12 protein-coding genes and 2 pseudogenes are annotated in these 11125 nt (G+C 70.0%); 9 read left to right on the forward strand and 5 right to left on the reverse strand.

The window, feature by feature from the left end; genetic code table 11:
* Nucleotides 1-26 precede the first annotated feature (26 nt).
* The 6 genes from ABZ880_RS53105 to ABZ880_RS53130 are packed head-to-tail and all read left to right on the forward strand — an operon-like array spanning nt 27 to nt 5579.
* On the forward strand, nt 27-218 hold the full coding sequence (locus ABZ880_RS53105; protein ID WP_361278917.1) for a ferredoxin: 192 nt from the start codon (nt 27-29) through the stop codon (nt 216-218).
* A gap of 13 nt (nt 219-231) precedes the next feature.
* Nucleotides 232-1593 carry a cytochrome P450 gene (locus ABZ880_RS53110; RefSeq protein WP_361278919.1) on the forward strand — a complete coding sequence of 454 codons (1362 nt, stop codon included), beginning with the start codon at nt 232-234 and terminating at the stop codon, nt 1591-1593.
* Between the two features lie 14 nt (nt 1594-1607).
* Entirely contained in the window at nt 1608-3290 is a 1683-nt protein-coding gene (locus ABZ880_RS53115) for an OB-fold domain-containing protein (RefSeq protein ID WP_361278922.1), read from the forward strand.
* Nucleotides 3287-4201: an alpha/beta fold hydrolase gene (locus ABZ880_RS53120; protein WP_361278924.1), complete on the forward strand. Its 915-nt coding sequence runs from the start codon at nt 3287-3289 to the stop codon at nt 4199-4201. Before ABZ880_RS53115 ends, ABZ880_RS53120 begins: the two co-directional genes overlap by 4 nt.
* Nucleotides 4198-4749 (forward strand): DoxX family protein, encoded by a 552-nt coding sequence (locus tag ABZ880_RS53125; RefSeq protein ID WP_361278926.1) that lies wholly within the window; start codon nt 4198-4200, stop codon nt 4747-4749. The genes ABZ880_RS53120 and ABZ880_RS53125 overlap by 4 nt, the downstream gene beginning before the upstream one ends.
* Nucleotides 4749-5579, forward strand: coding sequence for an NAD(P)-dependent oxidoreductase (locus ABZ880_RS53130; protein WP_361278928.1), 831 nt, complete (start codon nt 4749-4751; stop codon nt 5577-5579). Before ABZ880_RS53125 ends, ABZ880_RS53130 begins: the two co-directional genes overlap by 1 nt.
* Here the strand turns inward: ABZ880_RS53130 and ABZ880_RS53135 are convergent.
* From ABZ880_RS53135 to ABZ880_RS53145, 3 genes are all read right to left on the reverse strand, one after another.
* Entirely contained in the window at nt 5572-6399 is an 828-nt protein-coding gene (locus ABZ880_RS53135) for an aldo/keto reductase (protein WP_361278930.1), read from the reverse strand. The genes ABZ880_RS53130 and ABZ880_RS53135 overlap by 8 nt on opposite strands.
* Before the next feature lie 34 nt (nt 6400-6433).
* Nucleotides 6434-7648 carry an MFS transporter gene (locus ABZ880_RS53140; protein WP_361278932.1) on the reverse strand — a complete coding sequence of 405 codons (1215 nt, stop codon included), beginning with the start codon at nt 7646-7648 and terminating at the stop codon, nt 6434-6436.
* 167 nt (nt 7649-7815) lie between these two features.
* Entirely contained in the window at nt 7816-8274 is a 459-nt protein-coding gene (locus ABZ880_RS53145; protein WP_361278934.1) for a MarR family transcriptional regulator, read from the reverse strand.
* Between the two features lie 135 nt (nt 8275-8409).
* Between ABZ880_RS53145 and ABZ880_RS53150 the strand changes: the two genes are divergently transcribed.
* A complete protein-coding gene (locus ABZ880_RS53150; RefSeq protein WP_361278936.1) occupies nt 8410-8943 on the forward strand; it encodes a 2'-5' RNA ligase family protein in 534 nt (177 codons plus the stop codon).
* Nucleotides 8944-8963: 20 nt separating this feature from the next.
* Here the strand turns inward: ABZ880_RS53150 and ABZ880_RS53155 are convergent.
* Nucleotides 8964-9678, reverse strand: a pseudogene (locus tag ABZ880_RS53155) (IS982 family transposase); the annotation flags it as partial.
* Nucleotides 9679-9748: 70 nt separating this feature from the next.
* Between ABZ880_RS53155 and ABZ880_RS53160 the strand changes: the two are divergent.
* The gene (locus ABZ880_RS53160) at nt 9749-10138 is read left to right on the forward strand and encodes a hypothetical protein (RefSeq protein WP_361278938.1); all 390 of its coding nucleotides are present in this window, start codon (nt 9749-9751) and stop codon (nt 10136-10138) included.
* A gap of 152 nt (nt 10139-10290) precedes the next feature.
* Nucleotides 10291-10497 (forward strand): annotated as a pseudogene (locus ABZ880_RS53165) (hypothetical protein); the annotation flags it as partial.
* A gap of 99 nt (nt 10498-10596) precedes the next feature.
* Here ABZ880_RS53165 and tnpA read toward each other — a convergent pair.
* On the reverse strand, nt 10597-11028 hold the full coding sequence (gene tnpA / locus ABZ880_RS53170; RefSeq protein WP_361278940.1) for an IS200/IS605 family transposase: 432 nt from the start codon (nt 11026-11028) through the stop codon (nt 10597-10599).
* Nucleotides 11029-11125: the final 97 nt, after the last annotated feature.

The following is an 11125-nucleotide window of genomic DNA, read 5'->3' on the forward strand; positions in this document are numbered from 1 at the left end:
ACCCCACCGTGACAGGGAGGCAAGCCGTGAAGGTCCGCGTCGATCCGGAGCGCTGCCAGGGCCACACGCTCTGCTGGATGACCGCTCCGAAGTCGTTCCGGCTGGACGAGGTCGACGGCCACTCCTCGGCCGTCAGCGAGGACGTACCGGCCGATCAGGAAGAGGACGTGCGGGAAGCCGCGCACTCGTGCCCGGAACGGGCCATCCAGATCTTCTGACAAGGGAGGCCCCATGAGCGAGGCACTCAGCGACGACGACCGCAAGAAACACCGGGTGCACTTCGACCGGCACACCCCCGAATACCGCCACGAGTTCGAGGAGATCACCCACGAACTGCACGGCAGGTGCCCCATCGCCTGGACCGACACCCACGGCGGCCACTGGGTCGCCAGCGGCAACCGCGAGGTCTTCGAACTGGCCCGCTCCGCCGAGTTCCTCTCCAACGACCACGACGTGAAGGGCGAACGCCGCGGCTACAAGGGCATCACCATCCCCTCCCCGCCGCGCGCCCGCGAAGTACAGGGCGGATTCCTGGAGATGGACCCGCCCGAGCAGCGGCACTACCGCCAGACCCTCAACCCCTACCTCTCCCCGGCGGCCGTCGGACGCTGGATCCCCTTCGTCGACGAGGTCGTACGCGCCTGCCTCGACGAGAAGATCGAAGAGGGCCGGATCGACTTCGTCGACGACCTCGCCAACATCGTCCCGGCCGTCCTCACCCTCGCCATGATGGGCATCCCGCTCAAGGACTGGACCGTCTACAACGAACCGGCCCACGCCTCCGTCTACACCCCGCCCGACTCGCCCGACATGCCGCGGGTCGCCGAACTGAGCCGCACCATGGGCATGTCGCTGTACATGGCGCTCCGCGAGATCCGCGAGAAGCCGCGGCCCGGCCTGATCGACGCCCTCGTACGCGCCGACATCAACGGAAAGACCCCGCCCGACGAGGAGTTGACCGGCGTACTGGCCCTGCTCATCGGCGGCGGCTTCGACACGACGACGGCACTCACCGCACACGCGCTGGAATGGCTGTCCCGGAATCCCGGTGAGCGGGACCGACTCAGCCGAGAACGGGATTCTCTGCTGGACTCGGCGACCGAGGAGTTCCTGCGGTACTTCGCCCCGGCCCCGGGTGACGGCCGTACGATCTCCGCCGACTGCGAGATCGCGGGCCAGCGGTTCGAGGAGGGTGAACGCCTGTGGCTGTCCTGGGCGATGGCCAACCGCGACCCCGCCGTCTTCCCCGACCCCGACCGCGTCGACCTGGACCGCAAGGGCAACCGGCACAGCAGCTTCGGCCTCGGCATCCACCGCTGCATCGGCTCGAACGTCGCCCGTACGGTGTTCAAGCGGATGGTGACCGCCGTACTGGACCGCATGCCCGACTTCCGCTGCGATCCCGACGGCACCGTCCACTACGAGACCATCGGCATCATCCAGGGCATGCGCCACCTCCCGGCGACCTTCACACCCGGCAAACGGCTCGGGCCTTCACTCGACGAGACGTTGGAGGCGCTGCAGAAGGCCTCCGACGAACAAGGCCTCGCCGAGCCGGTCGTGCGCACGGCCCGCCCCGACTCCGCGCTCTGAACGGAGGAGAACAGGTGGCCGCATCCGCCGCATCCCCCGGCTCCCAGAGGCGCCGCCCCCTGCCCCTGATCACCGACCAGAACGCGTTCTTCTGGACCTCAGGGGCGGACGGCCGGCTGCGGATCCAGGAGTGCACCTCGTGCACCGCCCTGATCCACCCGCCCCAGCCCGTCTGCCGCTACTGCCGCGGACGGGAGCTGGGCGCACGGGCCGTCTCCGGCCGCGCCACCCTCATCGGCTTCACCGTCAACCACCGCTTCGGCGTCCCCGGACTCCCGTCCCCGTACGTCGTCGCCCAGGTCGCCCTCGAGGAAGACGCCCGCGTCCGGCTCACCACCAACGCCGTGGAGTGCGATCCCGGGCAACTCGCCCTCGGCATGCGGATGGAGGTGGTCTTCGAGCGAGCCGGGGACGACGTGTGGCTGCCCCTGTTCCGGCCGCTGGCCGAACAGGGGGAGCCGGCCCCGCTCCCCGTCGACGAGGTCGAACCGGGCTCAGTGCCATGTCACATACGACCGATGGCCGCCCCGGACAAATTCGAGGACAAGGTCGCCCTCACCGGCATCGGCGCCTCACGCCTCGGCCGCCGCCTGATGGTCCCCCCGCTCGCCCTCACCGTCGAAGCCTGCGAAGCCGCGGTCGCCGACGCCGGCCTCACCCTCGACGACATCGACGGCCTGGCCACCTACCCCGGAGCCGGCGCCTACGGCGGCTTCGCCGAAGGCGGCATCACCGCACTGGAGTCCGCCCTCGGCATCCGCCCCACCTGGCACAACGGCGGCGGCGAGACCTTCGGCCCCGGCGGCTCCCTGATCGCGGCGATGCTGGCCGTGGCCGGCGGCCTCGCCCGGCACGTCCTGTGCTTCCGCACCCTGTGGGAGGCCAGCCACGGCGAACTGGTCAAACAGGGCAGGATCCCCGTCCCCGCCACCTCGGACGCGGGCTGGCTCAAGCCCTTCGGCGCGATCTCCGCGGCCCACACCCTGGCCCAGAACGCCGGGCGCCACTTCCACCGCTACGGCACCACCCGCGAAACCCTCGGCTGGATCGCCCTCAACCAACGCGCCAACGCCGCCCTCAACCCCACAGCGATCTACCGCGACCCCCTGACGATGGACGACTACCTCCAGGCCCGCCCCATCACCACCCCCTTCGGCCTCTACGACTGCGACGTCCCCTGCGACGGAGCCGTCGCCGTCGTCGTATCGGCCGTCGACACCGCAGGCGACCTGGCCAAGCCGCCCGTCCTCGTCGAGGCCGTCGGCACCCAGATCACCGAACGCCTCGAATGGGACCAGAGCACCCTCACCCACGAACCCCAGGTCCTCGGCCAGTCCGCCCACCTGTGGACGCGCACCTCCCTGCGCCCCGCCGACGTCGACGTCGCCCAGCTCTACGACGGATTCACCTTCAACTGCCTTTCCTGGATAGAGGCGTTGGGCTTCTGCGGCATCGGCGAGGCGAAGGACTTCCTGGACGGCGGAAAGAACATCGCCCGCGACGGCGTACTGCCCCTCAACACCCACGGCGGCCAGCTCTCCCACGGCCGCACCCACGGCATGGGCCTCGTCCACGAGGCGATCGTCCAACTGCGCGGGGAGGGCGGGGCACGCCAGGTGCCCGGGGCCCGCGTCGCCGTGGTCAGCTCCGGCGGCCTCACACCCAGCGGAGTCATCCTCCTGAGGACGGACACGTGAACGAGCGCCACCACGTCGTGCCCGGCATCGTCGACATCGACGGCATCTCCCTGTCGTACAGGGCGACTTGGGTACGCGGCCCCCGGGCCGTCGTCCTCGCCCTGCACGGCGGCGGCACCACCTCCACGTACTTCGACTGCCCGCACCATCCACGGCTCTCCCTCCTGCACACCGGCGCCGCCCTCGGCTTCACCGTCATCGCCCTCGACCGGCCCGGCTACGGCGCCTCGCTGCCCGACGCCGCCCAACTCACCGACCCGGCAAGGCGAGTCGACCTCGCCCACGCGAGCATGGACCGCCTGCTCGCATCGCGCCCGACGGGAGCGGGCATCTTCCTGATGGCCCACTCCGCAGGCAGCGAACTCGCCGTACGCATGGCCGCCCACGCCCGCGGAACCGGCCTGCTCGGCCTGGAGATCGCCGGCACGGGCCGCTACCACCACCCCCGCTCCGTGAGCTTTCTCGAGAGCAACGAGGAAGACCTGCGCCGGGAGGGTCGCGCTCGCGCGCGACTGCGTGAAGCCCTCTGGGGACCGGGCCACTTGTACCCGCCCGACGTCCTCGGCGGCGCCGGCATCGCGGCCGCCTCACCCGCCTACGAGTCCGCCGCACGCGAATGGCGTTACGAATTCCCGGAGTTGGCGGCACGGGTGCGCGTGCCCGTGCAGTTCAGCCTGGGCGACCACGAGGAGGTGTGGAGCTCGGGCCCCGCGGCCCTGGCCGACATCGCCTCCCTCTTCACGGCCTCACCCCGAGTCCGCGTCAACGAACAGCCCGACACCGGGCACAACTTGAGCCTCGGCCACTCGGCCCGGGCCTACCACCTGAAGGTGCTGGCGTTCGCCGAGGAGTGCGCGGTGACCCGGGAGGCCACCACCGCCGCACCCCCACGACAAGGGAGAGCCGGATGAACGAAGCGGATATCGTCGCCCTGCTGCTGCGCCTGGTCCTGGGCGTCGTCATGATCGCGCACGGCCTCAACCACTGGCGCGGCGGCGGCCGCATCACCGGCACCGCCCGCTGGTTCACCGGCCTCGGCCTCACCCACGGCACGCTGCAGGCCTGGCTGAGCGTGGTCACCGAGGCCGGCGCGGGCGCACTGCTGCTGGCCGGCCTGTTCACCCCGCTGGCCTGCGCGGCCGTCATCTCGGTGATGCTGGTCGCGGGCCTGCTGGCCCACCGGCCCAACGGGTTCTTCGTCTTCAAGGAGGGCTACGAGTACGTCCTCACGCTCGCCGTTATGTCACTGGCGCTGGCCGTACTGGGACCGGGCAGCGCCTCGCTGGACGAGGCGGCCGGCATCGACCTCACCGGCTGGGCGGGCGGCGGCATCGCGCTCGGGGTGGCCGTGGTGGCGACCGCCGGGCTGCTCGCCACGTTCTGGCACCCGAAGCCTGCGCCTGAGCCCTCGCCGCAACCGGCACAGAGCCCCGAACCCGTTGAGCAGGAGGCCAGTTGATGCGCGTCGGATTCATCGGCCTGGGCAGCCAGGGCGCCCCCATGGCCCGCCGCATCATCGACGCGGGCCACGAGACGACCCTGTGGGCGCGGCGCCCAGCCACCCTGGTCCCCTTCGCCGACACCCCGGCCAAGCGGGCCGCGTCCCCAGCCGACCTGGCCGCGAGCAGCGACCTGGTCTGCATCTGCGTCGTCGACGACGCGGACGTCGAGGAGGTGATCACCGGCGAGCACGGCGTTCTGGCCGGTCTGCGCAGGGGCGGTGTGATCGCCGTACACAGCACCGTCCACCCCGACACCTGCCGGCGCCTGGCCGACCGCGCCCGCACCCACGGGGTGACGCTGATCGACGCACCGGTCAGCGGGGGCGGTTCGGCAGCGGCCGAGGGGCGGCTGGTGGTGATGGCCGGGGGAGAGCCCGGCACGATCGCCTACTGCCGCCCGGTCTTCGCGACCTACGCCGACCCGGTCGTCCACATGGGCCCACTCGGCACCGGACAACTGGCCAAGCTCCTCAACAACGTGCTGTTCACTGCCAACTTGGCGACCGCCGCCGACACGCTCGCCCTCGGCCGGGACCTCGCGATCGATCCGGCCGCCCTCGCCCAGGTCCTCGCGAAGGGAAGCGCCGGCAGCTTCGCGCTGACCCGGCTCGCCTCCGCCGGCGGCACCCTGGAGCGCATCGCCGCCCACGCCGAGCCCCTGCTGCGCAAGGACGTCCGGCTGGTCACCGATGTCGCCGCGGCCGCCGGTGCCGAGCCGGACATCGTCCTGTCGGCCGCCGGCGCCGCGCTCGCCGTGATGAACCACCAACGCCCGGCGGTCAGTTGAGGGTGTCGGGGTCCGGGCCGGTGCGCAGATCGCGGTCGAGGGCGGCGATCGCGGTCATCTCATCGTCGCCGAGGGCGAAGTCGAAGACGTCGATGTTCGCGCGGATACGCGCGGGCGTGGCGGACTTCGGGATCACCACGTTGCCGAGCTGGAGGTGCCAGCGCAGCACGACCTGGGCGGGCGACCTGCCGTGGCGTGCGGCGATCTCGGTGATCGCTTGGTAGGCGAGCACCGCACCCTGGGCGAGCGGGCTCCAGGCCTCGGTGACGATGCCGAGCTCCGCGTGCAGTGCACGCAACTCGCCCTGCTGCAGGCCGGGATGGAGCTCGATCTGATTGACGGCCGGTACGAGCGAGCTGCCGTCCAGCAGCCGACGTAGATGAGCGGGCTGGAAGTTGGAGACACCCGCGGCGCGGATCCGCCCGTCGGCCACCAGCTTCTCGATGGCCTGCCACGACTCGCGGTACAGGTCGCGGGCCGGAGTGGGCCAGTGGACGAGATACAGGTCGACGTACTCCAGACCCAGCTTGGCGAGGCTCGCGTCGAAGGCCCGCAGCGTGGCGTCGTAACCCTGGTCGGCGTTCCACAACTTGGTGGTGACGAACAGCTCGGCGCGGCCGATGCCCGAGGCGGCCAGGGCGGCGCCCACGCCGGCCTCGTTGCCGTAGATCGCGGCCGTGTCGATGCTGCGGTAGCCGGCTTCCAGGGCGGCGGTGACGGCGGCGCCGGTCTCGGTGTCGGGGACCTGGAAGACGCCGAAGCCGAGCTGCGGGATGCGGACGCCGTTGTTGAGCGTGACGGTGGGGACGGTGGGGGTCATGTGCGGAAGTTCCTTGCACGGGAGGGAGGTTGGGTCAGTGCCGTGCGGCGGCCGGCGAGTTGTCGGCCGGTGCGGAGGCGGCCACGACGCGGCCGGCGGTGGACCGGGTGCGGCGGTCGAGGAAGGCGGCCAGGAAGGACAGCAGCAGTGCGGCTGCGGCGAGGAGGGCGCCGATCCAGTTGGGCGAGGTGTAGCCGAACCCGGCCGAGATGACGACGCCGCCCAGCCACGCGGCCAGTGCGTTGCCGAGGTTGAAGGCGCCGATGTTGGCGGCGGACGCCAGCGTCGGCGCGGCCGAGGCCTGGTCGAGCACCCACTTCTGCAGCGGCGGCACGGTGGCGAAGCCCAGTGCACCGATCAGCGTCAGCGTGATCGCGGCGAGGACCTTGTTGTGGGCGGTCGCCGTGAACAGCAGCAGCGCCAGGGACAGTGCGCCGAGGGCGGTGAACAGCATGGGCATCAGCGCCCGGTCGGCGAACCGGCCGCCCACCAGGTTGCCCAGGAACATCCCGACCCCGAACAGGACCAGCAGCCAGGTGACCGCTCCGGCCGAGTAACCGGCGACCTCGGTCATCATCGGCGTGATGTAGGTGATCGCGGCGAAGACGCCGCCGAAGCCGAGGATCGTCATCGCCATGGCGATCCACACCTGGACGTTGCGGAACGCGGCGAACTCGCTGCGGATGTCGTCGCTCTCGGGCCGGCCCGTCTCGGGCACCAGCTTGGCCACACCCAGGAGGCCGACGATGCCGAGCGCGGCGACGGCCGTGAAGGTGACCCGCCAGCCGGCGGCCTGGCCGATGTACGTACCCAGCGGGACGCCGACGATGTTGGCGACGGTGAGCCCCGTGAACATCAGGGAGATCGCGGAGGCCTTCTTCTCCGGCGCGACCAGGTTGGCTGCGACCACGGATCCGATGCCGAAGAACGCACCGTGCGCGAGTGAGGAGATCACCCGGCCGATGAGCATGACGCCGAACGCGGGGGCGAGCGCGGACAGCGCGTTGCCCACGACGAACAGGCCCATCAGGAACATGAGCATCTTCTTGCGGGAGAACCTGGTTCCCAGGACCGTCAGCACCGGTGCGCCGAGGACGACGCCCAGGGCGTAGCCGGAGACCAGCCAGCCGGCCGTGGGGATGGAGACGCCGAAGTCTCCCGCGACCTCGGGCAGCACGCCCATGATCACGAACTCGGTGGTGCCGATCCCGAAGGCCCCGATGGCCAGGGCCAGGAGGGCGAGAGGCATGGGGAGTACCTTCCAGCAGATTGCGTGTGACGCTTACGAGCATCGACAATAATTGCAGACGCGGGATAAGTGCAAGCGAAGTGAGTGCCTGAAGCGGGTAGGCGTCGCATGCAAGCATTTGGGCATACGGCAGCCCCCGCGACGATCGTGCTCGCGGGGGCTCGGTGTCAGACGGGCAGGCTCAGCGTCTCGACCGCCTTGACCAGCGGCGCGAGCTCGGGATTCCGGGCGGCCTCGTCGAGGGCCTCGCGCAGGGCCGCCTCGTTGGTCGGGCGGGCCTCCTCCAGGAGCTTCAGACCGGCCTCGGTGACATTGGTGTAGATGCCGCGCCGATCCGTGGGGCACAGGTACCGAGTCAGCAGCCCACGGTCCTCCAGGCGCGTGACCAGCCGGGTCGTGGCGCTCTGGCTGAGGACGACCGCGTCGGCGACCTGCTTCATCTGCAGATGACCGCCGTCCCCGTCGTGCTGCCTGCTCAGCACGTCCAGCAGGGAGTATTCGCGCACGCTCAGATCATGCTTGGCCTGCAGGGCGCGCTCGATGTGCGCCTCGATCCGGCCGTGCAGCAGCGAGAGGGCGGACCAGCCCGAGGCGAGCGCGGTGAGCGCCGGGTCCGTAGCAGTCATGGGCTGGGTCCTCCGTCCGGCAGTGGCTGGGACCCAGGATATGGCATCCGTGAAATTGTCGGCGGCTGCAGGTATTCCGCGTACACAAGTGGTGTCCTGTCGCGGACACCGGGCTCCGGCTGGTACACCCGAGGCATGGCAGACGGAGAATCCGTTGGTTTTGTGGCAGGGCAGACGGCGCTCGTGGTGCCCGTGCCGGAGGCGGAGCCCTCGGTGCGGGTGTGGCGGGACCGCTTCGACCCCGCGGCACGCGCCGGTGTCCCGGCCCATGTCACCGTGGTCTTCCCGTTCCTGCACGCGTCCCTGGTCGACGCCGGGACCTGCGCCGTCCTGGACGAGATCTTCGGACGTCATGAGTCCTTCGACGTGCGGTTCGAGGAGTGCGGACGGTTTCCCGGCGTCCTCTACCTCGCGCCCGTCCCGGACGCGCCGTTCCGCCGGCTCACCGAGGCGGTCGTCGACCGCTGGCCCGAAGCCCCGCCGTACGGCGGCAAGTACGAGCCCCACCCGCATCTGACCGTCGCCCAGGGGCAGGAGGACGCCGTACTGGACGAGCTCGAGGCCGACCTCCTCCCCGGCCTCCCCTTCGCGGCACGTGTGCCGACGGTCGACCTGGTCGTCCACAACGGAATCGACTGGCAACACCGGGCGTCCTTCGCCCTCCGCTAGGTGATCTGGTCCAAGGGGTGTTCGAGGTCAAGCTGTCCCTTGAAGGTCTCGTTGATCGATTCGATTACCTGCCGCAGCGGCTCGAACAGGGCTGCGCCAGGCCGTTCCCGTTCACCTTTACGGGCCGGCCGCAGTAACTGGACTCCATGCTCGGACCGTTCGCGTTCGAAACCACGGTCGAAGTAGTTGTTGTCGCGCTCGCGTTCGTCGGCCTTGGCCCCGGTCAGGGCGAAGGCGATGGGCCTGCCCTGAAGGCTGCAGACCAGGTGCAGGCGCAGGCCCCAGAAGCAGCGGCTGCAGCTGGCGCAGTAGCCGTGATTCGGCCCAGCCTGCCGGGTCGGAGCGTTTGACGGTGTCGCGGGAGCGGCCGCATTCCACCGGGGTGGAGTCCCCGACCCATACGTCGTCGCTCCACCCCGAGGTGGTGGTGGCCAGGATCCGGTTGACGCCTCGCAGCAGACCGGCGGCCTTGCGCAGCCGCTTGTCGTAGCCGGGCTGTTGGGGCAGGTAGGGGAAGAGGTGGCGCAGGTGGGCACGGGCATGGCGGAGCCATTTGGCCTCGGAGGTGTAGCCGGGTATGGCCTGCATCGTGGCGAGGGTGACCAGTTCGGCATCGCTCGGGCGGGGCGTAGTGCCGACCGGCGGGCGCCACGGCGCCGGGTCGGGATGCTCCGTCAGCGTGTCGCCGGTCGTCGCATAGAGTGCTGTCGCGAGGGTGTCCACGTCGTTCGTCACAAAACGATCTTGGACACCCTCGTTCTCGTCTCCGCAGGCACCCCTTGGACCGCACCACCAGGAGGAACCAGTGTCATACCCGCAGCTGCTCACCCCCGCGGAGAAGCTCGCCGACGCGAAGAAGCTGTTGAGCCTCCCGCGTATCGTCGTGATCTGCGGCTCCACCCGCTTCATGACCGAGATGAACGAGGCCGATCTGCGGGAGACCAAAGCCGGAAGGATTGTCGTCAAGCCGGGCTGTGACATGAAGTCGCCGCACGCACTCTGGTCCGATCCTGTCGAGGCCCAGGCGCTGAAGGTTCGACTCGACGATCTGCACCGGGCGAAGATCCGGCTCGCTGATGAGGTGCTCGTAGTCGGCGACTACATCGGAGACAGCACCCGAGCCGAGATCGCCTACGCGCGGTCGCTGGGCAAGCCCGTGCGGTTCACGCACCCCGAAGTCGACCCCGACGCCTGACCGCCCGCTGCCACCTCGACAACCAGGGCCGGCAGCCCGCCGCCTGCCCGTCTCGCGGTGACTTCGGCCGCCGCCCACCCCACACCCTCCGCAGGCATCCCTTGGAATTGATCATCCAGCGGAGCCGGAGCCGTCCGCGCCCACGAAACCCCTTGGCCGCCATGCCTGTTGGGCCGGTATCGTCCGGACTCCCGACCGGCCGCACCGGCGGCCGACCCGCGCAAGAGAGCGAACCCATGACCAGCCCCCGACCGACCACGACGCTCTGGCGCCCCACCGGACCCAAGGAGCTGGACCTGGTCCGGGAGCTGGAGTGGCGCGCCTGGCCGCCGCGTCTGCCCGAGCAGCCGATCTTCTATCTTTGATCTTGGCCAGTGCTCCGGCCTTCAGGCCGGATGGTGACGGCCATCTCAAAATGGGGGTGACCCGCACCGGAGTACGGGTCTGCACTGTTTGCCTCAGCCCACGGGGCGTTTCTGCCGCTCGATGTACTGCTGTACGACGGTCAGGGGCGCCCCGCCGCAGCTTCCGGCGAAGTAGGAGCCGGACCAGAAGCGTCCGCCCCACAGGTACCGGCGTACGTGCGCGTCGTACTCCTTGCGCAACAGGCGGGCGGAGACGCCTTTGAGGGAGTTGACCAGCTTGGAGAGCTGGACCTTCGGCGGGTAGTGCACGAGCAGGTGGACGTGGTCCTCCTCGCCGTTGAACTGCTTCAGGTCGGCCTCGAAGTCCGTACAGACCTCTCGCATGATCTCTTCGCAGCGCGTCAGCATCTCGTCCGTCATGGCCTTGCGCCGGTACTTGGTGACGAACACCAAATGGACGTGCAGGTGGTAGACGACGTGACGGCCGGTGCGTACGTCGGGGTTGGGATTCCAGCGTGGTGACATAGACCAACGGTAGTAGAGTGATCGTCATGAGCGAACTCGGTCTGGTGAAGCGGCAGTTCGGGCATCGCGCCCGACTGGCACTGAGCCCTGCCGAGAT

It is taken from the genome of Streptomyces sp. NPDC047043, from assembly GCF_040644055.1.
In the GTDB taxonomy this organism is placed as follows: domain Bacteria; phylum Actinomycetota; class Actinomycetes; order Streptomycetales; family Streptomycetaceae; genus Streptomyces.